A 23,717-nucleotide genomic window follows, 5' to 3' on the forward strand; every position below is an offset into this window, starting at 1 on the left:
TAAATTAAGATAAGCATTTAGAGGAATAATAGATTTAAGTGCTTATTTTATTAATATTTTTACAGAATCAATCTAAAGAAAAGACTTTTTCTAAGTACAGGTCTCCTTAAATGGTTCAGCCACGATTTGAAACTGATCTTCATATACAACATACCCTGGTCGTTCTGTACTCAAGATTTCTACATTAATACCATGCGCTCGAAGAAGATAAGTAACTTCATACATTTTTGATATATGTTCATCAGCTGTGTCTTTAAACCAACTAAGAGCAACATTCTTCGCATGGGGTTTAGATGATCGAGCAAAGCTATCTGGTTTCTTTAGGTTTTTTCTAAACCAATCATATATTTCATCATAATAAGTTTGTTCATAATCATACAATTCACCAGACGCTTCTAAATCTGACATTGCTTGAAACAAGCCCTGCCTCTTATTTGAACCCTCATCCTTTGCATGAATAATAAAACGGATAAACATCATATACCCTAACTAAAATTATTTACCTCAAAGTACCATAGATACTTGCACCGATAAATATGCCACTAAACTCGATAAAAATAACATTGGGATATAACGATAGGCATTAAACAACAATTGTTCATATTTAGGAATCAGCTCATGATTATTCCAAACACTGGTTTTTAAAGCACTTAAAAAACAAAGCACAAACCATGCACTCAACATACTCAGTGCAAAAAAACCAATCATTATTTGGCTACTACCCTCAGTCGTTTGCCATAAGGACAGAGCACCTTCACTCATCGGTAATAGGCTTAAAATAAAGAACACAGATTTCAGCATTGCCCAATGAAACTGATTAAGTTCATCTAACACAAGAAATGCTTTCATCTCATTTCTCCATACCTGATTTAAATGGTCTGAATTTATTATGCAAAGCTTTGATTTAAAGGAAAAGTCTATTTACCTACATAATTCATTGTTTCTTGTAACCATTAAGTATGGGAATAATTCTTATTATAAATCTCACATAGTTAATATTTTATTTTTATATATTTTTCAAAAACTTAAATAAAAATTATTAATCAATAAACATTATCACTTCACTCTCGATTTATTTAATCAAAAAATGAAGTGATATTTTATTCAAACATTATGGCTGGTAATAAATATCGGCATCATTGCCTTCCCCGCCTTCTTTACCATCCGCACCAAACGAATATAAATCAAACGCGCGGCCTTCACGACCTGGAATTACATATTGAACATCATTTTCCCAACTATCTTTTGGATAACCACCTTTAACATAACCACCTGGCAACCAGTTTTTAGCAGCCGCAGGTTTGTTGACCAAAGCATCTAAACCACCATCTTGCATCGATGGATAACGACCATTATCGAGCTTATATTGATCCAAAGCACCAGCAACACCTTTGAGTGTAATACTAGTTGTGTCAACTTTGGCTTTTTCACTTCTCCCCATTACGCTAGGAACAACTAAAGCAGCCAAAACACCTAGAATTACAATAACTACCATCACCTCAATGAGGGTAAATCCTGAGACCCGATTAAACCGAGCAGCGCTCGGTCGGGTCGCAAGACGAGAAGCTATGCTTCGAGTGGCAGGATTCAAGCTACGTCCAACATTTTGTTTATCTATTAAATTATTCATATTCATCTCTTACATCTTACTCATCAGATCATATTGTTCATATTAATAATTGGCAACATTACCGCAATCACAATCACCAATACAATTGCTGCCATAAAAATCAGCATCAAAGGTTCAAGTAAGGCCAGTAATGTAGAAATAAAGGTCGTCACCTCACGATCCTGCATAGTAGATGCACGGTCCAACATGCGATCCAGTTCACCTGACGCTTCACCACTTCGAATCATTTGTACCATCATTGGTGGGAAATAACCGCAACGCTCCAATTGTGTTGCTAAATTACCACCTTCTGTTACACGCTCCATCGCGACCTCAATCGCATCACGTATCACCCAGTTATTACTCACTTCAGCACCGATACGCAGAGCCTCAACCAAAGGCACACCTGAACGGGTTAAAATCGACAAAGTACTGGCAAAACGCGCCGCATTTATACCACGTGAAAGTTTACCAAATAGTGGCAATCTGAGTGTTAATCGGTCAAATGCATAATGCCCTGCAGTCGTTCTAAGGAAACGAGTAAACAGAATCATGGCAATAAAAGTGAGAATCAGCATACCAATCCAAGTATGCCGAATAAAAGCACTGGCTTTCATCAAGGCAACCGTAATCCATGGCAAGGCTTCTTTACTTTGTTCAAAAGTCTTGACGATTTCAGGCACGACATAGGTCATTAGACCCATGACAATTCCGAAAGACATCAACATCAGTACGATCGGATAAATCATCGCACCCTGAATTTTCTTTTGCATGGCAAAACGATTTTCGGTGTAATCCGAAAGCTGATCTAGAATCAGATCAAGATGGCCTGAACGCTCTCCCGCAGCAACAGTTGCAATATACAGTTCAGGGAATCGCCCCGACTGCTGCATACTTTTCGCTAGTGAATGTCCTTCCAAAACCTTGGATCGTACGGCAATTAATAAATTTTGGACATGTGATTTTTCACTTTGCTTACTCACTGCACGCAAGGCTTCTTCAAGTGGAATTCCTGCAGCGACCAAGACTGAAAGCTGACGGGTCATCAGGGCAAGATCATAGGCGCTAAAGCTTTTTTTAAACCATGAGCGTTGTTGCTGTTTGTCTTTTTGCTCAACGGCATCAACCGCAATCGGTGTCCATGCTTTATCGCGTAACTGTTGACGAATTTGGCGTGCGGAATCCCCTTCCAGCACACCTTTATGTTGCTTTCCAGAGGCATCAAGAGCGGTAAATTGATAAGCAGGCATGGTTCTGTTCTAATTGTCCCAAAATAGTTGTTGTTACAGTTGCATCCGTGTTTGAAATGAAACCTGATACTTTCACAAGAAATTCATCGACATAACACTTCGCACTTTAGCATAATTCCATGACATGCAGTCATGCCATTTTACCCATGAATGAAGCCTATATGCCTAGCCAAAATTCTAACGCTATTTTGTACCGTATTCGAGTTGCAATACCCGTTTATGTATACGACACGTTTGACTACACGGTCAGTGCTGAGCAATATGCACAGGCTCAAATCGGGGCACGGGTTGCTATTTCTTTTGGACGGCAAAATCTCGTGGGAATCATTACGGAGAAAGTTGATCCAAACGAAGCATTTATAGGGCAATTCAAACTTAAGGCCATCACAGAATTACTCGATCAGGAATCAATTCTAGATCAACAAGTTTTAACTTTGTTGACATGGTCAGCACAATATTACCAATTCCCGATTGGTGAAGTGATGCAAAGCGCTCTGCCTACTTTATTAAGACAAGGGCGCGCCTTAGATATTTTGTTTCATTTATGGAAAATCATCCCTCACAATGACCCAAATGCCTTGTTAAAACGCTCTCAAAAACAATATGATGCCTATCAGGTATTAAAACTTCATCCACATGGAGCCACCGAGAATATACTTAACCTGAGTGGCGTAGAAACATCAACCCTCAAAGCCCTAGAGAAAAAAGGATTGGTAGAGTGCTGTCTAGAGCCACATGATTTCACCCCAACGCCTGTGCAACTGGCACAAGTGCCTTTGACACCAAACGAAGATCAAAAGAAAGCCATTCAACAGATCCTCAAAGCACAACATCACTATCAAGCATTCTTACTTGATGGTTTGACTGGTAGTGGTAAAACTGAAGTCTATTTGCAAGTCATGCATGAGGTGCTAAAACAAGGCAAACAAGTATTGGTACTGGTGCCTGAAATTGGCCTAACCCCGCAAACGGTCGCTCGTTTTAAGTCACGTTTTCATTGTGATGTGGCCTTACTGCACTCAGGCTTAAATGACTCAAAACGTTTACAGGCATGGCAACATGCACAAACAGGCAAAGCTTCCATTATTATTGGTACACGCTCTGCAATCTATACCCCACTGCCGCATTTAGGCTTAATCATTCTTGATGAAGAACATGATCTCTCTTTCAAACAACAAGAAGGTTTTCGCTACCATACCCGTGATGTGGCGTTGTATCGTGGCCATTTGCAAAACTGCCCTGTCATTCTCGGTTCAGCCACCCCAAGTATTGACAGTTATCACTTGGTAGAATCGGGCAAGTTACATTTGCTTGAGTTAAATCAACGGGCAGGCGTGGCGGTACTGCCAAAGATGCATGTCGTAGACTTAAAAATCGCAAAAAAGAAGCACGGACTCAGCCAAACGCTCATCGAACAGATCAAACATACGTTAGAGCGTAAAGAACAAGTGCTGATCTTTTTAAATCGACGCGGCTATGCACCGATCCTGATGTGCGAAAGCTGTGGTTGGCAAGCCAACTGCCCGCATTGTGATGCGCATTTTACTTTGCATTCACAGCCCTACCATTATTTACATTGCCATCACTGCGGCACCATCAATCGCCTGCCTGATCATTGTCCTGCCTGTCAGAAGCAAAGCTTAAAAACCATTGGTGCAGGAACGGCAAAGCTTGAAGAACACTTACAAGAATTATTTCCTCACAATGAGGTGATTCGGGTCGATCGGGACAGCACCAGTCGAGTCGGGAGCTGGCAAAAGATCTATGATCGCATTCAGCAAAATAAGCCCAGTATTTTATTGGGCACACAAATGTTGGCCAAAGGGCATCATTTCCCGCATGTGACGCTGGTTGCGATTTTAGATATTGATGCCGGACTGCTCAGTGTTGACCCACGTGCGCCTGAGCGAACCGCACAACTGATTGTACAGGTCGCCGGCCGTGCTGGTCGCGGCGAGCATAAAGGCAGTGTCTATTTGCAAAGTTTGCGTCCAGATCATCCGATGCTGACCACATTGATTGAACATGATTATCGTACTGTCGCCAAACAAATGCTGGCTGATCGCAAAGTTGCCCTGCTACCGCCTTATCGTTATGCAGTATTGGTTCGGGTTGAATCTAAAGATCGCGACTATAGCCAACAATTTTTAGCTGATATTGCCCAACAATTGAGAGTGATGGCAAGTGATATCGTGGATATTTGGGGACCCATTCCCGCACCGATGGAACGTAAAGCTGGTCGTTATCGCGCGCATATGGTGATTTTATCAACTGATCGCGCCAAGCTGCACTTTTATTTACGTCAATGGTGGCAACAAGTGGTACATTTACCACGTCAGCATTTGCTCAGACTCTCGATAGATGTTGATCCACAAGAGTTTAGTTAAAGCTAAACGTCCGTTGATTCAAATGACCAAGGGCGTTTCCGAATATCATCTTTGCAGATCATATTTTTACCGGCGCTTTATTTGAGTTAGTCTAGATAAAATAGAAAAATTGAGGCATTCAATGTCTTTACTGCTCCCGATTATTTTTTTACTGGCTGCGGCTTTAATTTTTGTTCCTTTGACAAAACGCTATGCCTCCACCACTGTTTTAGGCTATCTGATTGCAGGGCTTTTACTTGGTTACAGCATTTCTGGTTTGATTGAAGATCCTAAACTGATTAATCAACTGCTGTATTTCGGTATGATTGCCGTGATGTTCTTTATTGGCTTTGCTTTTCGCCCGCTAAAACTGTGGGGAGAACGCAGAGGCATCCTAAAAAATAGTGGCCTACAATACTTCATCATCACGATCCTTCTAGTTGGAGCATGTTTCTTACTGGTTGATCAATTGTTGCACAGTATGATTCTCGGATGTGCTTTAGCGCTCTCCGCGTTGATTCTTCCACAACAACTACTCCAACAAAAACAACAGAGCAACCATAAATTAGAACAAGCTACTTTAGCCACCTTACAATTTCAGGCTTTTATTACCGTCATTCTGATTGCACTCTTTCCTTTACTAGAAGATACAGCCTCTACTCGACACGGAATCGCCTATTTTGCAGCGCTCATCGCTACGATTTCAGGCCTTTTCTTAGCCAATCGTTATTTAGTTCGTCCCATATTTCGTTTCTTAGTATATAAAAAAAGCCTTCATCTCATTCCTGTACTCAGCTTATTCATCCTGCTTTCAGTCATCCTGATTATGGATATTTTAAATCTTCATATTTTGATTGCTGCATTTTTAGCTGGACTTTTACTTGCTGAGACTGAATTTAAAGTTAAAGTTGAACGCATTCTAGAACCCTTTAAAGATACGGCGACAGGCTTGTTTTTTCTGGCGATTGGCTTAGGTCTTTCATTGACACCTTTAAGCCAATCTCCACTCTTGATTCTAGGTTCAATCTTTGCACTGGTCTTAATCAAAGCAGTTGTGATAGGTGCGATCAGCTATTATCACCAACGCAATACCAAATTTAGTACCTTATTTGCCGTAAGCTTGGCACAAAGTGGTGAACTCAGTTTAATTCTACTCAAGCTAGCTGAAAGCGAAAATTTACTTAGCACAGAATTATTAGCACCTACATTTCTTATTATCTTGGGTTCGATGCTATTCACACCTTTACTTTACGCACTGTTTAATCGGAAAATTTTACCGATGCTGCAAAAAAATAAAGTCGCTGTGGCTGATGCTGATATCCCACAACATCCAATTCTCATTATTGGATTTGGTCGTTTTGGGCAAGTCATTGCACGTGCTTTACATGCGCAAGGCAAACACTTTAACGTGATTGATAGCAACCAACCTGATGCTGACTTTATTGAACAATATGGACATCATTTTATTGATGCCGATGTTACACAAATCGAAAACCTACGCGCAACAGGTATTGAATACTGTAAGTTACTGATTATTGCGATTGATGATGTCGAGGACAGTATGAATCTAGCGCGGCATCTGCGTTTAAATTATCCAGATTTAACCATTTTGGTTCGTGCCAGAGACCGTCATCATGCACGATTACTTCATGATTTAGGTATCTCACAAATTTGGCGTGAAACCTACGCATCTGCGTTAAGTATGGCGCAGCAAGCCTTGGTTGAAACAGGTTTTTCCGAAGATAAAGCACAAAATTTGATGATGCATTTTAAACAAGAAGATGAACGGCTTATCCAGCAACATTGGAATTCTAATCAACAAGAGATCATTAAAAATTATCCAAGTGCTATTGCCGAGCTTGAGTATTTATTTGCAAATACAAAAACTTTGATTTTAGATCGTGCGAGCAATGATCAAAACACACAAAGTGATGTAAAATCACTCAATGAAACATCTTGAGTTTTGGCAAACTGACACCATTATTGACTGCATAACCATGCACCTCTTTATAAAGTCTGAAGTGCGTTACAAAGCAAAGCGTTGCTTTGCGCTCCCTCGAAGGAGCACTGGAGAAAAATATGTCTGATTTACGCCAACGCTTTTTTATCGAAGACTGCCCTGTTCGTGGTGAAGTGGTTCATTTGGAAGAAGCACTACAAACCATTTTGGCGCAACGTGAATATATGCCTGCGGTACAAAGTCTCTTGGGTGAAATGCTGAGTGCAACCGCCTTACTTGCGAGTACACTCAAGATTCGTGGTCGTATTAGTTTACAAATTCAAGCAAGTGGAACATTTAAATGGGCTATGGCTGAGTGCAATCACTTAGGTGAAGTTCGTGCGCTCGCAGATTATGAAGAAGATCCGCGCTTCACAGAAGGCAAAGATAGTCGTACCGTGCTTGCTGCCCTGACCAACCCTGTGCTGTTCATCAATATTGAGCCTGAACACGGCGAACGCTACCAAGGTATCGTACCATTTGATCAACCGACATTAGCAGGTTGCTTAACGCAATATTATGATTTGTCTGCACAGATTCCAACACATATCGTACTGGCAACTAATGGTCAACGTTCAGGTGGTTTATTAATCCAACTACTCCCTCGCAATAATGAAGAAGAACAAAAGTTGGTTGATGAAGACCTGTGGCCTCGTTTGACCATGTTGACTGAAACCCTTAAACCCGAGGAATTGACGGATCTTTCAGCCAATGAAATTCTCTATCGTTTGTATAACGAAGAAGAGGTTCGTTTACCTGAAGTTGAGCAGTTAAAGTTCGGTTGTACCTGTTCAAAGGAACGTTGTGCCCACGCTTTGATTCAAATTGGTGTGGATGCAGTTCATGAAACACTAGAAGCACAAAATCCAATCCAGATGGATTGCCAATTCTGTAATACACGTTATGAGTTTAGTGCAGAAGAAGCTTTAGGCTTATTTGGTGAACATTTAAGTTAATTGAAAAGTAAAATAAAAAAAGACGGGCTTCCGTCTTTTTTTATTTTGTATTAAGGTCTATCCGATAGAACAATTTTCAAATCTCCCAATAACATAGACCTTAATTTTGACTTATGAATTACTTCGAATATTTCTTGTTTATTATTAGCGTTATTGTCTTGATTGCTACCCCCGGCCCCGTAATGATCTTAGTGGCGAGTGCTGGTCTGAAAGGCGGTTATAGAAAAGCATTAGAAACTATTTTTGGTACCAATTTCGCTTCTTTAATCCTGATTTTTATTTCTGTACTCATTCTCAAAGGCTTTCTCACCATTGATGAGAACTATCTAAAAGCCATTCGTATATTAGGTTGCCTTTATATTGCCTATCTAGGCTATAGCATTATTAAAGAAGTGCTTCAGGCACCACATCCAACCGCTATTCAAACCGTATCCACACAAAGCGGAGGCTTTAAAAAAGGCTTTCTGGTGGGAATTTCCAATCCAAAAGATATTATTTTCTTTTCGGCTTTTTTCCCACAGTTTATTCATCTCTCGCCGAACATCAATTTCAGTTTAAGCTTACTTACGGTCACATGGATCATTTTGGACTTCTTAACCTTGTCTTTAGTGTATCTGTTCTTCAGTCGCCTCTCTCAAAGCGGAATCTATCCAAAGATTCTAGGTCTGTGTGGTGCTCTGCTCGTGTTGATTGCACTCTATGGGCTGATTGAAACTTTTATCTAAAGTGATCTTAGAAAACTGAAAGTACTCATACTTACTTTCAGCATTTAGCTAAACAAAACAACTCTTATACAATCGAATCCATTGAAATCTCTTGGATTCGTTTCATAATGAAAGAAACATCTCATTATTATATTTAAGATCATGGCAAAAAATTATTATGAAGAGCTAGGTGTTTCAAGAGATGCCTCAGCAGATGAAATTAAAAAAGCTTATCGAAAACTAGCACGTAAATATCATCCTGATGTGAGTAAAGAAACCGATGCGGAAGCTAAAATGCAGGCGATTAATGTCGCCTATGACACCTTGAGTGACGCTACAAAAAAAACTGAATACGATCAGATGTTAGATCATCCACAAGGTTTCTCTAATTTTGGACAAGGCAATCCAAATGGGTTTGACGGTTCACAGTTCTATCGCCAAAGCTCAGGTGAAGGCGCTGACTTTAGTGGCTTTGAGGATTTATTTGGTCGATTTGGCTCAGGTTTTGGTGGCGGACAACAACGTTCGCAACGTCAACAACGCAGCTATCGGGGTGAGGATCAACATGCCAGTATTCAAGTCGATTTAGATATTGCCTATCACGGTTCAACAGAGCAAATTACGCTTCAAATTCCAACCTACAATGTTTATGGTGAACCTGAAGTACAGCGAAAAACTTTGCAGGTTAAGATTCCAAAAGGAATGAAAGAAGGTCAGCAAATTCGCTTAAATGGTCAAGGACAAAGTGGTATCAATGGCGGTGAAAATGGTGATCTTTATATTGAAATCCAATATAAAGATACCGACCGCATTCGTATTGAAGGGGCTGATGTCTATCAAACTATTGATGTAACTCCGTGGGAAGCAGCTCTAGGACAAAGCATTGAAGTCTATACTCCCGCAGGGCAACTCAAGGTCAATTTACCTAAAAATGCTAAAAATGGGCAACAATTACGTCTCAAAGATAAAGGGATACCAAATAAAACCGCAGGGCATTTATATCTAATTATTAATATTGTTTTACCACCGGCACACAGCGAACAAGAGCAACAAGCTTATCAACAGTTTGCAGATGCTTTTGCTTCATTCAGACCTCGTGCATCATAAGGAGTAAGATCATGACAACTATTCAATACAAAGAAATTCAATATGACGGTCACTGCCAAGTTGAAATTATTGATGAACAATTGGCACTTGATCTCGAACACTTTGCAGAAGCATGTGGTCAAAGTACAGATTGGGTTTTAAAACTGATTGATTATGAAATTTTACAAATCCAAGTCGATCCACAAAGTTATCAGTTTATCGGTGAAGATGTAGCTCGAGCACGTCGAGCTTATCGTTTACAACGTGACTTCGATGCTAGCTTATCAGCAGTTGCGGTGATGTTGGATTTGATTGATGAAGTACAGCAACTGCGTAAACAGCTCAAACATTTTCACTAAGGCAACATTTTTATATATGACTAAAGGCTTTATTTAAGTTTAGTCATTTTCTCTACTTCTTTGAGTGTTTGCTTAATTGGTTCATAGTCTAAGAACCAAAGTAAATTTACATTTCGTTGTTTATGCTGTTGTGCCAATAGATCAATTACGCTCCGTTCACCACGCCCTACCAGATGTTGCTGGTAAAAATAGTACAACAGTACCACCGTGCTCATTAGCATGACTGCAAGCATAATCCAAAAACCAACAGGTGACTTTAACCCTGGGATAAATTCAAAATTCATCCCATAAATCCCTGTTAATAAGGTCAACGGGGCAAATATTGCCGTAATAATTGCTAAAATACGCATATTTTCATTGGTTTGATTCGCAATAGCAGAAAAATGCAAATCAATCGCCGATTGAATCGCATTTCTTAAACGCAAGGTATGTTTTTGAACACGCTCTACATGGCTCATTAAATCATTAAGACGAACCAAGAGGATGTCTTGATTCTTATGTTTATGCTCCCCCATCACATGATGATAATTATCCACCAGTTCATCTCGGAACTCCTGCAAGGTCTCTATTTGTTCCTCACATAAATTTTCAATTTGCTGGAAAGCCATATCTTCATGAAACAATTGATGCCACTGTTTAAAACGGCGATTGCCCTGCAAAAGTTGCTGTTGCCAATATTCAACACGACGGGTCAGCGGTGTACGCAAATTCAAATAGCCATCAATCATGCTGTTCAGCAAACGTAAGCATAAATCGGCAGGTGTACTGGCTAATTTTCTCGGCTTATTTTGTTCAGCAATCGGACGCCCCATAATTACTTGAATACGTTGAATATAGCTTTCGATTGCTTTATTGCCCTGCTCCCTCACACTCACCAAAATATTCGGCGTTAGGATAAAACTCATCGGTGTAGTTGCTAGGCCAAAAATACTTTCATGAGATTCTAAAGCATTGTCACTTTCATAAATTTGATCGTCTGGACTGATCAATTTCCGAAATACTAATAGGTCATATTCTTCAACTGTATCAAAGGCACAAGGATGTTCAATATTGAGCAAATCGCGCATATGAAATTCGTTAAGCACTACACCTGTATGCTCATAAATATTTTTTTGCCAAGAATCGGTATGATTAACCAAATCCTGTCTCAAACTATCAACCCACAAAAACTCAAGCGTATGTTCTGTTTGTTGTTCCACGCTAATAAAAATCGTATTTTCACTGTTATGACGATAAAAATAATAAAGCTGCATAGAGTCGAGATAAGTTTGAAAATCTATAGAAATGCTGCCATGAAGCACAATAAAAAGCTATGTTTATTCTATTATCAAAATCAAATGACATGAAAAAGCCTCGTATGCAAGGCATCGAGGCTTTTACAAATTAGGTAGTATTAAACGTCTTTGTTTACTACCACGCCATGTTTTAAGGCTTGGTCGAGTTGCTCTTTATCTAATGCCTTATCCCATTTTGCAACAACAATTGTTGCGCAAGCATTACCAACTAAATTGGTTAAAGCACGGCATTCAGACATAAAGCGATCAATACCTAAGATCAATGCCATTCCCGCAACTGGAATCGCAGGAACAACCGAAAGCGTTGCTGCCAAAGTAATAAAGCCTGCGCCCGTAATCCCCGCAGCCCCTTTAGAACTGAGCATAGCCACCAATAAAATTGTCACTTGTTGAGTGAGTGTCAATTCAATATTACATGCTTGTGCAATGAATAATGCCGCCAATGTCATGTAAATATTGGTACCATCTAAGTTAAATGAATACCCAGTCGGAATTACCAAACCCACAACCGATTTTTCACAGCCTGCTTTTTCCATTTTCGCCATCAATGATGGGAGTGCTGCTTCTGATGAACTTGTACCAAGAACCAACCAGAGTTCATCTTTGATATAACGGATCAGGTCGATAATCGAAAAACCATTATAACGAGCGACTGCACCCAAGATAACAATGACAAAAAGTAAAGCAGTGATGTAGAAAGTTGCGATTAATAACATCAAGTTCCCAATTGAACTAATCCCATAAGCGCCAATGGTAAATGCCATCGCACCAAATGCACCAATAGGTGCAAACTTCATCAACATACCCACTAAAGTGAATACAGGATTGGTTAATTGTTGTAAGAAGTCAGTAATTGGACGCCCCAAATCACCTGATTTAGCAAGTGCCAAACCAAATAATACTGCGACAAACAAAACTTGAAGAATTTGACCTGATACAAATGGACTCACCAATGTATCTGGAATGATATTCATCAAGAAACCTGTAATAGTTGATTCATGTGCTTTAGCTGCATATTCATCAACTTTAGTGCTGTGTAATGTACTTGGATCGATATTTAACCCATGACCCGGTTGAATCACATTCCCAACAATTAACCCGACGACTAATGCCAATGTTGAAAAGGTCAGGAAGTAAATCATCGCTTTACCCGTGACTCGTCCAACGCTGCCGAGATTTTTCATCCCAGCAATCCCTGTCACAACGGTCAAGAAAATTACGGGTGCAATAATCATTTTCACCATTTTAATGAAGGCTTCACCAAGCGGTTTTAAACTTTCACCAAATTCAGGAAAAAAATGACCTAACAATATCCCTGCAACAATTGCAAAGATGACCTGTACGTAAAGAATTTGATAAAACTTGGGTTTCTTTGGTGGCTGTTGGTCATCTTGACCTGTGGCGGCATGATCGATATGCATGTGTAATATTCCTTCATATTGGGATAACAAATAGACTTCCGACTGTCTATCTAAAACCTTATAAACACAGGCAGGAGCGGAAATTTGGGGAATTCTACGTTAATTGTAATCCTCACAATTTAAGCATTCGACTAATGTCTAATATAAAATAATTTTATGTTTATTGTTTCGCCAATTTATATTTATAATTTTCATCTAGTTAATAAAAAAGCGCATTGTAAAAACAATGCGCTTTTTTTAAGCAAAAGTATTGCTATTATTGAGCTTGCTCAATATCTTTCATTGTCAACTTAATACGACCACGATTATCAACATCAGCAACTTGTACTTTTAGCTCTTGACCTTCTTTTAACACGTCGGTCACATTCGCAATACGCTCATTTGAGATTTGTGAAATGTGAAGTAAACCATCCGTACCAGGCATGATATTTACGAACGCACCAAATTCAACGATACGAATCACTTTACCGTCGTAGATTTTGCCTGGCTCAACTTCAGCAGTCAGTGCTTGGATTTTTGCAATCGCAGCACGAGCAGCAGCTTTAGTTTCACCAAATACACGAACTGTACCATTGTCTTCGATATCAATCGCAGCTTTAGTCTCTTCTGTAATGGCACGAATGGTCGCACCACCTTTACCAATCACATCACGAATCTTATCTGGATTGATGTTAATCACTTCGAAAGTCGGCGCATTAGCACTGATTTCTGCACGCGCACGTGAAATGACTTTATTCATTTCATTCAGGATATGCATACGACCAGCAAAAGCTTGGTTTAATGCAACTTCCATGATCTCTTCAGTAATACCTTCGATCTTGATGTCCATTTGAAGCGCAGTAATACCGTTTGCAGAACCTGCTACTTTAAAGTCCATATCACCAAGGTGGTCTTCGTCACCTAAGATGTCAGAAAGAACTGCAAAACGCTCACCTTCTTTCACTAAGCCCATTGCAATACCTGCAACTGGTGCTTTAAGCGGAACACCTGCATCCATAAGTGCAAGAGATGCACCACAAACAGACGCCATAGAAGATGAACCATTTGATTCAGTAATATCAGATACGATACGAAGTACATAAGGGAAACGATCAACAGGTGGAAGAACCGCTTGTACACCACGACGTGCTAAACGACCGTGACCAATTTCACGACGCTTAGGACCTGATTCACGACCCGTTTCACCTACTGAGTAAGCAGGGAAGTTATAATGCAACATGAAGTTGTCAGTTTTTGTACCCGCTAAGGTATCAACCATCAATGCATCACGTGTGTTACCTAAAGTTGCAGTTACAAGTGCTTGTGTTTCGCCACGTGTAAACAATGCTGAACCATGAGCACGACCTAATACACCTACTTGAACGTCGATCCCACGAACAGTTTTAGTATCACGACCATCAATACGTGGCTTACCAGACAAGATGTTGTCACGTACGGTACGGTATTTAAGATCTTCGAATAAGAAATCAACTTCATCAGCGATGCCATCAACATCTTCTTCAGGAACGAATTGCGCTTTTGCTTCTGCATAAAGTGCATCTAAAGCTGCATAACGTTCTTGTTTTACCGCAATCGTATACGCTTCTGAAATTTTTGCTTCAAATGCTTCTTTTAATTTCGCACGTAATTCTTCGTTGTGTGTTGGAGCAACCCACTCTGATTCTTTCGCACCAACAGCTGCAGCAAATTCTTTGATTGCTTGCACAGCAATTTGCATTTCGTCATGACCGAAAAGTACTGCGCCTAACATTTGGTCTTCTGAAAGTTCTTTCGCTTCAGATTCAACCATTAACACTGCTGATTCTGTACCTGCAACGACAAGATCAAGATCAGATTGTGCAAGTTGTTCTAACGTTGGGTTAAGAACATATTCACCATTGATCAAACCAACACGTGCGCCACCAATTGGACCACGGAAAGGAGTACCCGCAATCGACAATGCAGCAGATGTACCTAACATTGCAGCAATATCAGCATCCATCGTTTTGTCAGAAGACACAACTGTTGCTGTCACTTGGATTTCGTTGAAATAACCTTCTGGGAACAATGGACGAATTGGACGGTCAATCAAACGAGAAATTAAAGTCTCAGCTTCAGATGCACGGCCTTCGCGCTTGCCATAACCACCAGGGATACGACCCGCCGCATATTGTTTTTCTTGATAGTTAACAGTTAACGGGAAAAAGTCTTGACCCGCTTTTGCTTTAGCCTGAGCCACAACCGCAACAAGCACAGTTACACCACCCATTGTGATTAAAACTGTATTTGCTTGACGTGCAACACGACCCGTTTCTAAAACAACTTGGTGCTGACCAAATTGGAATTCTTTACGAACGATATTAAACATTGACATGTATTATATTTTCCTAGTTTTATTCTAGTGAGACCCCTAAGGTTTGGCATTCAGACTACAACTCATGTGTAGATAAATGACAAAGCTTAGAAGCCATCGCACTAGATCAAAAATTTTTACATAAAAGTTAAACACAAAGAAGGAGCGAACAAGCGCCCCTTCTAAAATCACCTAAAGTAAATCAGGTGAAACTCTCTTTTCAGCGATAAAGCATTGCAACATGCGAAATAGCGAAAACAAAGTAAAATCGAATTAACGACGTAAACCTAATGCACCGATCAAAGCAACATAACGACCGTGATCTTTACCATTTAAATAGTCAAGTAATTTACGACGTTGGTTAACCATACGAATCAAACCACGACGGCTGTGGTGGTCATGTTTGTGTTCTTTAAAGTGACCTTGCAAATCATTGATTTGAGCAGTCAATAAAGCAACTTGTACTTCAGGTGAACCAGTGTCGTTTTCTGCACGAGCAAATTTAGCAATGATCTCTGCGCGATCTGCGTTAGTTAAAGCCATTCGATTTCTCCGAGATGCTTAAAAAATAAAATGATAATGATCAGTTGCAAGCAACTGACTGCCGTGCATCACTACAGCAAGTCGCCTATTTTAAGTGATCTATCATCATATTGCAAAAATGTTTTAACTTTGCTGGCATTTCGGCAGCTGACAGCATTGAACAAAATAGGCACACTATCGTATATCTGTTTTCAATTTATGACAGAGACGAAAGAAAACGAAAATATTGCGAGGGAATCGTGAAAATTTTATCGACCAATACTTGTTATGTACCAAATGACTTAAATCAAGTGATTCGCTCAAAAGATGAAGTTGCAGCTGAATTGGGTGGAATGACTGAAAAGCAGATCCAAAAGATCTGGAATAGCGTTGAATGCCTGTATAAAACAGGAAACTATCCACTCGTTACATTATGTTTGCGACGTCAAGGACAAATCTTACTGAACCGCAGTATTGGTTATGCACAGGGTAACTCCCCAGATGGTTTAGCCGCAGATGCAAAAATTGGTACGCCTGATACACCTGTATGTTTATTCTCTGCATCAAAAATGGTTACAGCAATGCTGATCCATATGTTGGATGAGCGCGGCGATTTAAATCTGCTCGATCCGATTAGCTACTATATTCCTGAATATGGGGTCAATGGTAAACGTCGTGCGACTATTTTCCATTTGCTTTCTCACCGTGGCGGGATTCCACGTATTGATACAGAAGTCACACCAGAACTTTTATTTAATCAAGAAGAAATCTTAAAAGTACTTTGCGCAGCTAAACCTGTTTCGCCATCAGGGACACATCTTGCTTATCACGCTGTTACCGCTGGTTATATCCTAGGTGAAATCGTTCAGCGTGTGACTGGACAAAGCGTACGTGAGTTTTTGGCTGAAAATATTGAGAAACCAATGGGGCTGGGTTATTTCAACTATGGTTTGAAACCAGAATATCGAGATAATGTTGCACTAAACTATGCCACAGGAATTCACCCAAGCTTAGGTACAGACCATTATCTTAATCATGTACTCGGTGGTGGTTTACAACTTGCAGTGGATGTAACCAACGATACTCGTTTCATGGATACGATTTGTCCTGCTGGGAACATTTATACCAGTGCCGAACAAGTTGGTCGCTTTTTTGAAATGTTACTCAGCGGTGGTGAATATCAGGGTAAAGAAATCATGAGCGCAAAAACTGTATTTCGCTCAACCCTACCAACATCAGGAACAAGCCTAGACCGCACCCTACTCGCCCCAATGCGTTATGCATTAGGTCCAATGCTTGGTAGTAATCCAGTCGGTTTATTTGGGCCAATGACTGGTCAGGCTTTTGGGCATATTGGTTTTTCTAATATTTTATGTTGGGCAGATCCAGAGCGTGATATTAGTGTATCGTTGCTTACCACAGGAAAATCTGTCGTTGGGACACACCTCCCTGCTCTTGCAAAAACATTATATCAAATCTCAACCAACTGCCCTAAGATTCCAAAGAATCAACGTCGTTCATTATTTGCAACAGATCGACACGAAGCAGACATCGTCTAATTCATTTGATCGCAGCAAAAAAAAGAGCCCAAGTCAGACTTGGGCTTTTGCGCGTTATTCATTTTTCTATTATTATTCTTTATGTTTCTTATTAAGCTACTTTCAGACCCTCTGAACGTATTTTACACATCACTTTTTATGTTTTTGCTTTGAGTGTGTATCTTCTTTATACCGACTATTCTGTCAGAACTAATTGTGGAGAAAAATAGCATTTTTCTTATCTCTATGTAAGCAAAAACGTACAGGTCTGTATAACATTTAACTTAATAATACAGAAAAATTGTCAAACAATCATATTTTTAATTTAAACTTTTGGTTCAAAGCTTTTATAGAAAAATTAATTTTTACTGCACACTGTTAAAGGTAGATATTCTTCATTAAAATCATTTTGATTAAAATAAATACAATGACTATCATGATGTTAGTAAGATTAAGGATTAAAAATAAAAAAGCCCTGTAGTCTCTCCCAAAACTACAAGGCTTAGCGGCTGTAAGTTTCCTCTTTTATCACTTACCTCACTGTAAGTTCGCTGTCTCATTGACTTTATTATTATATTTTTGCGATTTACCTAGCTTTCCGTGCTAGGCTCTTTGTGTGTACATGATCTCAAAAACATTTATTTCACTCTAGCGACAATATCTCGAATCCTTGTAAGCTTTTACTTACAAAACAGTGAATTTTAAAGAATAATTTCACAATCCCTCTAAATTGATCTTTTGCACTAAACCACTACGACGAACGGTTCTAATCATCAATGACTGTTGTAATGCCTTCCGATCAGCCAGAATACTCACTACTTTTTTAGCACGTGTCACTGCGGTATAGATCAATTCCTGACTCAATAGTTTCTCGGCATGTGCATCCAAAACAATCGCGGTATGGGTAAATTCCGAACCTTGTGATTTATGAATGGTTAAAGCAAAAGCGGTTTGCATACTGCGTGGCAGTCGGTGTGCTGCAATCCATTTATTTAAGCTTGGAAAAAAGACTTCGAATTGCTGTGACTGGGTACGATGTTTAAAACAAATCCCGATATCACCATTGGAAATTCCAAGCTGATAGTCATTATAGGTCATCATTACAGGACGCCCGATATACCAGTCTCCAACAGCGATTTGTTTGAGTTGCTGATTGAGCCAATGCCCAGCATAACGATTCAGCTGCTCAATCCCCAATGGCCCATGTCGAACTGCCGTTAAGATTCGATAATCATCAAAGTCTTGAATCACGTTCTGAATCTGTTCAGCAGGTTCATCTGCCTGTATATAATGTTTTAAAGCTTTAATATAAGCTTGAAATCCAGCCATCAATTTATTCTGATAAAGCTCTATATCAACCTGCTGTTGGTCAGGTAAATATTCCAACTGAATCAGGTCTGGCATATCCTTGCTCAAGGAAATCATTTGCAAAGGTGCAGCCTGAACAATTTCCGCCTCTAGTTTTGATAAAACTAAATCAGGGCTGCTGAGATCTTGCTGGGCCTGAATAAATCGTGCGAATTGTCCAATCTTGGCCTCACCAGAGAAACGGCGGCTAGTCTGTAGCTGAACTCGATTTTCAGTCAATGCCTGTACTTGCTGTAAATCAGCCAAAACCGAGCCGACATCAACCGAAGCCAATTGATTGGCATCACCGAGCAAAATAAGTCGGCATTGATCTGGGACTGCCTCGAATAACAGGGTTGCCAAATTTAAATCCAGCATTGAGGCCTCATCGACCACAATCACGTCATAAGGCAAAGGCTGTTTGGGATGAAAGCGTGGTATTTGTCGATTGCCCATGCCCAGTAGACGATGCAAGGTTTGCGTGGTTTGATCGCGTAACTCATCAGTGACGAGCCCTGATTCCAATAATTTTGGATCATTGAATGAGTTCTGTAATGCTTCCTGCATACGTTGTGCAGCCTTGCCTGTAGGCGCTGCCATGGCAATACGAATATCAGGTATGGTCTGGTTGAGGGCTGCAATAATACGTGCCAAGGTATAGGTTTTACCTGTCCCCGGTCCACCGGTAATAATGCTCAGGCCTTGTTGCAGCACCATTTTTAGTGCAGCCTGCTGATGTTCATCACTAAGTAAATCCTGATAAGGTTCAGCATCAACAGCCTGAATCGTTTGTCGCTTTAATCGACAAATCTGCTGTGCGAGGCGTTGCTCTAGATGCCAATATCGGTATAATGCCAAGCCCTGCTGATCATAGACACATGGCGCGACTTGCGTCACTGCAATTTCACTAGAAACTGCTAAATCAGCCAGTGCTTCAATCTGTGCTGCATCAGCCTCAATACAACTGTCTCCTTGTAAGCTGGCTTCAACCAGTTGTTGTAGTACCTGTGCAGCGTTAACGGTTTGAGTAGATTGAGAAAATGGTGCTTGTGAGAGGTAGTTACTCCACATATTTAACCATGTCATTTGTGCTGACTGATCATCAACTTGTTTGTCCACAGAGTTATCCTCAAACTTACCCACACGCTTGTCCACAAGGTTATGAACAGAGTTATTCACAAGCTAAGCTTTTGTTTAATTTAAAATCACGCACTTTATCTACACCATTTTTCCAGCTTTATCCTCAGAAAAATATCCAAGTATTGCATCCAAACGCAAGATAAACTCATCCTCAGGCTTCCAATAGAAACAGCCTTGCTGCGCCTGCCCATTCATACCGCGCAAATACAGATAAGATGCGCCACCCAAATGCAGTTGCATATCATAATCCTGCAATTTCACCGACAGATAACGATGCAACGCAACTAAATACAACGCCGCTTGTAACCAATAACTCGACAGTGACATACTTTCTGCAATCTGAGTAACCTGATAATCCAGTTGCTCTGCCCCCAGATAATTACTCTTATAATCGGCAATATGATAACGCTGGCCATCGAAGTAAACCAAGTCAATGGAGCCATTCAAGTAGCGGGCAGATTTAGCCTCAAGTAGCTCAGGCATTTCGATGCCATATTCCTCAAACAATTGCTGTACACGCTGCATCGCCAGCACTCGATCCGATAAAGCCAGATAGAATGGACATTCAGACAAGTATTGTCCTGCAGCTAATTGTTTTAACTGAAAGCCCTGATTGAGTGGCGTATGTAATACTTCACCAAGCCAATCAGCAATCCATTGATAGAGCTGTTGCTCGCCATTTTCTTGTTCTGGGAAATGCAGTTGATACTGTTGTAACAGCTCTAACCATAAGCCTTGATAGGTGTTTTTAAAACGACGGCGAATGTCTTCTACCCAGGTTTGGGGTTGCTGAAAATCAATCTGCTCAAAAATCTCATGCAGGAAATTACCAGCCAAAGTCCCTTTCGGGAAATATTGCTTAATCCAAGCGATTGGCTGAGCCGTGGCGATTTTTTCCGTTTCAGCAAGATTCAACTCATCTTCTGCTTGCTCAAAATTGGTATCGATATTGGCCAAACGATCCGCCCGAGTGGCCTTATGCTTTAGATGCTGTGCCAAATAACTAAAGCTAGTTTTTCCGCGTGCATAAAAACGTTGTGTCGGCAACGCTTGAGCCAACAGTGCAATTTGTTGTTGGTTTTGCTGCATCTGTAAGGCTTGTGGTCGCTCTAAGATGAGCGCAGCATCGGTACTATAGGGATGTTGAAAGTGATCGCCCTGATTCTTCCAAAAAGCCAAACCTGACAACTTATTTTTATCGCCTTTTTCCGGTTCAAATACGGCATAAACACGGTGACTGGCCCGTGTCAGTGCCACATACCACAACCGGTTTTGTTCCGCCAAAGCACGTTGCAGATGTTGATCCAGCTCAGTTTGCTGTAAAAAGTTTTTATCTGCCACGGCTACCACCCGTTGCGTCCGTATTTGACCCGTCTCAGGCAACTGGATTTCAGTGGTAGAAAAATTCAGTGTTTTCTGTACTTCAGCAAAAGCCTTATTCGCCCCCAGTAAAAAGACGATTTTAAACTCCAAGCCTTTGGACTGGTGAATAGTCATCAGTTGCACACCCGCTTCACTGGACAGCTTGTGTTCAAGCTCCCAATCGCGATCACTTGGCGAATTTAATTGTTTTAAATACCAGTGATACAGGTTTTGCATTCCTTGTACATGTTCACTGTGCTGGCTCAAGAGATCAGTGAGGTGGCGTAGATTCACCACGGCACGTTCATTGTCTTTACTTTGTGTGGCCACCAGTTGTTGCCAAAGACCAAACTGATTTAGGCAACGCTGCCACGCCGATAAAAAGCCTTGATTCAGCCACATTTCTCGTATGTCATCAAACTGCTGAATATAATCACTCAAGCCTTCTGCACTTTGTTCTAAGGCCAATAGTCGAGCCAGATCAAAGCCAAATAAACGACTGAGCAAAGCCCGTTTGAGCTTGGCTTCATCATAAGGATGAAGCAACGCCGTCAATAAGGCCCCCACATCCTGTGCAATGCTGGAATCAAACACACTGCGTTTCGATGGTCGATTGACCCGAATCCCCATACGTTCCAATACATATTGCACTTCATCCAGTTGGCGATGGCTACGCGAAAGAATGGCAATATCATCTTCATCAATCGCAGTCGGGATATCACCCTCTAAGTACAATTGCTTTAAATAGGCTTGGTTGAGTAAGTGCTGAACCTGCCACGCCACCTGTGTGGCCTGTTCATTGCCTTCGTGTAGTTGTACCCAACGTAAAGGCTGCGGATTAAATTGGGCATTTTCAACCAAGGCGGGATGCGGACGTGAACCCGCTTGAATCGGATCATAACTGACCTGCTCACCAAAATCGATCTGACGCTGAAATAGCAGATCCACCACTTCCACCAGCTCTTTCACCGAACGGTGGTTATGCACCAACTTATACTCACGCCCCTGTTTGGCCATAATATCCTGATAAGCATTCAGGAAGGTCAGCATATCGCCACCACGGAAACCATAAATCGCCTGCTTACGGTCACCCACCATAATCATGCAGCCTTTTTGATAACGTTGCGGATGGCGCCAGATACTGGCCAACATATCATCTTGATCTTGGTTGGTATCCTGAAACTCATCCACCAGAATCAATGGATAGCGTGACTGTACAAATACCGCAAAAGATTGTCCTTGCTCACCTTTTAAAGCTTCAGACAAAGTCTTGATTTGCTGAGCAAAGGTGGTCTCCCCTTTTTGCTGCAACACTTGAGGCAAACGCTTTTTGACTTCAACACATAAATAGGCTTTTAAATAGACCTGTAACTGCTCAAATTCTTGCTGAGTCTGCTGTACAGCTTGAAACAGCTTTTGCAGTTGCAACACGCATGGATGCTGATAGAAGCCCTCGGCAATTTCCGCAGGACATTTCTTAAAAATTTTTTGTGCTTCGAGTTTGTCTAAAAACTTAAATACAGCATCACGTGCATCGGCAAAATAGGCATCAAAGATCTGTATATTCTCAGGACTATTGAGTGCAGTTAATAAAGGCGGCAAGGATTCTGTAAACAGTCTATGAAAGGCATTATTACGGAAAGAAGCACCATTGATATGTGCATAATAGGCGCCCTTTAACTGAAAGTATTCAGCCAAGCTGCTCAGGTCAATCTGCTGTGCTTGCAGTTGCCACTGCTGCAACTGAGCCAACTCAATCTCAGGCATGGCAGGCAGTTTAAATTGTGCCGAGCTAAAATTCAGCGAGCTTTCCACCATCCCGACAAAATGATCGACACTTTTCAACCCACCCACGCTATACAACGCATTGATCACTTGCTGTGGTTGGGTCTGAATCCATTCCCGCAACACATCATGAATTAATTGACGGGTATAGCTTTTGGCATCCTCTGTGATTTCAGCGCGTTCGATTTTGCCACTTTCAAAGGCAAACTCACGCAATAGCTTTTGACTAAAACTATCCAAGGTTCCAACAAACAATTCATCCAATTGATCAATGACCAATTTGAGCCGTTCACTGGCATAGGCAATTCGTGGCGCAAAGTTTTGTAAGACCTGTTGTTTTAACGGATCAGACTCTTGTAATGCCTTGGCCTGAATATCTTGTTCCAATACATCACGAAAAGGCTCTAAAAACTCAAGGATTTCGACCAGACGCAAACGAATACGCGTTTTGAGTTCTGCGGCTGCAGCACGGGTAAAGGTGGTGGCAATCACCTGATTGGGCAAATATTTCTCTAAGAAAATCCGCACCATCAAACTGGATAGCGTATAGGTTTTCCCTGTCCCTGCGGAGGCTTCAATTAAATGCAGCCCTTCAAATTGAATATCACCAATCGGCTGATAAGATACGGGATACTTTGAGTTCATG

Annotated in this window: 17 protein-coding genes; 7 read left to right on the forward strand and 10 right to left on the reverse strand. The window is 40.8% G+C overall.

The genetic code is table 11. The features are described from left to right. Positions 1-90 precede the first annotated feature (90 nt). The 4 genes from AC0JIQ_RS14535 to gspF all read right to left on the reverse strand — a co-directional run bounded on the left by AC0JIQ_RS14535 (position 91) and on the right by gspF (position 2,859). Positions 91-477 carry an ACT domain-containing protein gene (locus AC0JIQ_RS14535; RefSeq protein ID WP_005218536.1) on the reverse strand — a complete coding sequence of 129 codons (387 nt, stop codon included), beginning with the start codon at positions 475-477 and terminating at the stop codon, positions 91-93. 27 nt (positions 478-504) lie between these two features. Further along, positions 505-849, reverse strand: a complete 345-nt coding sequence (locus AC0JIQ_RS14540) for a hypothetical protein (protein WP_474202059.1) — start codon at positions 847-849, stop codon at positions 505-507. A gap of 262 nt (positions 850-1,111) precedes the next feature. Beyond that, on the reverse strand, positions 1,112-1,630 hold the full coding sequence (gene gspG, locus AC0JIQ_RS14545; RefSeq protein ID WP_474202060.1) for a type II secretion system major pseudopilin GspG: 519 nt from the start codon (positions 1,628-1,630) through the stop codon (positions 1,112-1,114). Between the two features lie 23 nt (positions 1,631-1,653). After that, entirely contained in the window at positions 1,654-2,859 is a 1,206-nt protein-coding gene (gene gspF / locus AC0JIQ_RS14550; protein WP_474202061.1) for a type II secretion system inner membrane protein GspF, read from the reverse strand. Between the two features lie 161 nt (positions 2,860-3,020). On the opposite strand from gspF, the gene AC0JIQ_RS14555 reads away from it, so the two are divergent. The 6 genes from AC0JIQ_RS14555 to AC0JIQ_RS14580 all read left to right on the forward strand — a co-directional run bounded on the left by AC0JIQ_RS14555 (position 3,021) and on the right by AC0JIQ_RS14580 (position 10,329). Beyond that, positions 3,021-5,246, forward strand: a complete 2,226-nt coding sequence (locus AC0JIQ_RS14555) for a primosomal protein N' (protein ID WP_474203273.1) — start codon at positions 3,021-3,023, stop codon at positions 5,244-5,246. Between the two features lie 121 nt (positions 5,247-5,367). Next, entirely contained in the window at positions 5,368-7,185 is a 1,818-nt protein-coding gene (locus tag AC0JIQ_RS14560) for a cation:proton antiporter domain-containing protein (protein WP_474202062.1), read from the forward strand. A 119-nt stretch (positions 7,186-7,304) separates the two neighbouring features. After that, a complete protein-coding gene (hslO, locus tag AC0JIQ_RS14565) occupies positions 7,305-8,180 on the forward strand; it encodes an Hsp33 family molecular chaperone HslO (protein WP_004659214.1) in 876 nt (291 codons plus the stop codon). A gap of 113 nt (positions 8,181-8,293) precedes the next feature. Next, the gene (locus AC0JIQ_RS14570) at positions 8,294-8,905 is read left to right on the forward strand and encodes a LysE family translocator (RefSeq protein WP_346511306.1); all 612 of its coding nucleotides are present in this window, start codon (positions 8,294-8,296) and stop codon (positions 8,903-8,905) included. Between the two features lie 141 nt (positions 8,906-9,046). After that, positions 9,047-9,991 carry a DnaJ C-terminal domain-containing protein gene (locus AC0JIQ_RS14575; RefSeq protein ID WP_474202063.1) on the forward strand — a complete coding sequence of 315 codons (945 nt, stop codon included), beginning with the start codon at positions 9,047-9,049 and terminating at the stop codon, positions 9,989-9,991. 11 nt (positions 9,992-10,002) lie between these two features. Then, positions 10,003-10,329 carry a chaperone modulator CbpM gene (locus AC0JIQ_RS14580; protein WP_004659218.1) on the forward strand — a complete coding sequence of 109 codons (327 nt, stop codon included), beginning with the start codon at positions 10,003-10,005 and terminating at the stop codon, positions 10,327-10,329. 29 nt (positions 10,330-10,358) lie between these two features. Here AC0JIQ_RS14580 and AC0JIQ_RS14585 read toward each other — a convergent pair whose 3' ends face one another. From AC0JIQ_RS14585 to rpsO, 4 genes are all read right to left on the reverse strand, one after another. Further along, entirely contained in the window at positions 10,359-11,582 is a 1,224-nt protein-coding gene (locus AC0JIQ_RS14585; RefSeq protein WP_004659220.1) for a magnesium transporter CorA family protein, read from the reverse strand. A gap of 140 nt (positions 11,583-11,722) precedes the next feature. After that, positions 11,723-13,045 (reverse strand): dicarboxylate/amino acid:cation symporter, encoded by a 1,323-nt coding sequence (locus AC0JIQ_RS14590; protein WP_474202064.1) that lies wholly within the window; start codon positions 13,043-13,045, stop codon positions 11,723-11,725. A 256-nt stretch (positions 13,046-13,301) separates the two neighbouring features. Next, positions 13,302-15,392 (reverse strand): polyribonucleotide nucleotidyltransferase, encoded by a 2,091-nt coding sequence (pnp, locus tag AC0JIQ_RS14595; protein WP_474203274.1) that lies wholly within the window; start codon positions 15,390-15,392, stop codon positions 13,302-13,304. A gap of 258 nt (positions 15,393-15,650) precedes the next feature. Further along, a complete protein-coding gene (gene rpsO, locus AC0JIQ_RS14600) occupies positions 15,651-15,920 on the reverse strand; it encodes a 30S ribosomal protein S15 (protein ID WP_004637724.1) in 270 nt (89 codons plus the stop codon). Between the two features lie 239 nt (positions 15,921-16,159). On the opposite strand from rpsO, the gene AC0JIQ_RS14605 reads away from it, so the two are divergent. Further along, positions 16,160-17,458, forward strand: a complete 1,299-nt coding sequence (locus tag AC0JIQ_RS14605) for a serine hydrolase domain-containing protein (RefSeq protein WP_474202065.1) — start codon at positions 16,160-16,162, stop codon at positions 17,456-17,458. 693 nt (positions 17,459-18,151) lie between these two features. Here AC0JIQ_RS14605 and recD read toward each other — a convergent pair. Together recD and AC0JIQ_RS14615 are read right to left on the reverse strand one after the other, a co-directional pair. After that, on the reverse strand, positions 18,152-19,870 hold the full coding sequence (gene recD, locus AC0JIQ_RS14610) for an exodeoxyribonuclease V subunit alpha (RefSeq protein WP_474203275.1): 1,719 nt from the start codon (positions 19,868-19,870) through the stop codon (positions 18,152-18,154). 132 nt (positions 19,871-20,002) lie between these two features. Continuing rightward, positions 20,003-23,716, reverse strand: a complete 3,714-nt coding sequence (locus AC0JIQ_RS14615) for a UvrD-helicase domain-containing protein (protein ID WP_474202066.1) — start codon at positions 23,714-23,716, stop codon at positions 20,003-20,005. Between the last annotated feature and the right edge of the window lies 1 nt (position 23,717).

Source organism: Acinetobacter sp. FB, from assembly GCF_056033405.1.

Bases quoted from the DNA above. Each gene is read 5' to 3' on its own strand.
- AC0JIQ_RS14535 (WP_005218536.1), bottom strand. From the start codon at position 477: ATGTTTATCCGTTTTATTATTCATGCAAAGGATGAGGGTTCAAATAAG.
- AC0JIQ_RS14540 (WP_474202059.1), bottom strand. From the start codon at position 849: ATGAAAGCATTTCTTGTGTTAGATGAACTTAATCAGTTTCATTGGGCA.
- gspG (WP_474202060.1), bottom strand. From the start codon at position 1,630: ATGAATAATTTAATAGATAAACAAAATGTTGGACGTAGCTTGAATCCT.
- gspF (WP_474202061.1), bottom strand. From the start codon at position 2,859: ATGCCTGCTTATCAATTTACCGCTCTTGATGCCTCTGGAAAGCAACAT.
- AC0JIQ_RS14555 (WP_474203273.1), top strand. From the start codon at position 3,021: ATGCCTAGCCAAAATTCTAACGCTATTTTGTACCGTATTCGAGTTGCA.
- AC0JIQ_RS14560 (WP_474202062.1), top strand. From the start codon at position 5,368: ATGTCTTTACTGCTCCCGATTATTTTTTTACTGGCTGCGGCTTTAATT.
- hslO (WP_004659214.1), top strand. From the start codon at position 7,305: ATGTCTGATTTACGCCAACGCTTTTTTATCGAAGACTGCCCTGTTCGT.
- AC0JIQ_RS14570 (WP_346511306.1), top strand. From the start codon at position 8,294: ATGAATTACTTCGAATATTTCTTGTTTATTATTAGCGTTATTGTCTTG.
- AC0JIQ_RS14575 (WP_474202063.1), top strand. From the start codon at position 9,047: ATGGCAAAAAATTATTATGAAGAGCTAGGTGTTTCAAGAGATGCCTCA.
- AC0JIQ_RS14580 (WP_004659218.1), top strand. From the start codon at position 10,003: ATGACAACTATTCAATACAAAGAAATTCAATATGACGGTCACTGCCAA.
- AC0JIQ_RS14585 (WP_004659220.1), bottom strand. From the start codon at position 11,582: ATGCAGCTTTATTATTTTTATCGTCATAACAGTGAAAATACGATTTTT.
- AC0JIQ_RS14590 (WP_474202064.1), bottom strand. From the start codon at position 13,045: ATGCATATCGATCATGCCGCCACAGGTCAAGATGACCAACAGCCACCA.
- pnp (WP_474203274.1), bottom strand. From the start codon at position 15,392: ATGTTTAATATCGTTCGTAAAGAATTCCAATTTGGTCAGCACCAAGTT.
- rpsO (WP_004637724.1), bottom strand. From the start codon at position 15,920: ATGGCTTTAACTAACGCAGATCGCGCAGAGATCATTGCTAAATTTGCT.
- recD (WP_474203275.1), bottom strand. From the start codon at position 19,870: ATGACATGGTTAAATATGTGGAGTAACTACCTCTCACAAGCACCATTT.
- AC0JIQ_RS14615 (WP_474202066.1), bottom strand. From the start codon at position 23,716: ATGAACTCAAAGTATCCCGTATCTTATCAGCCGATTGGTGATATTCAA.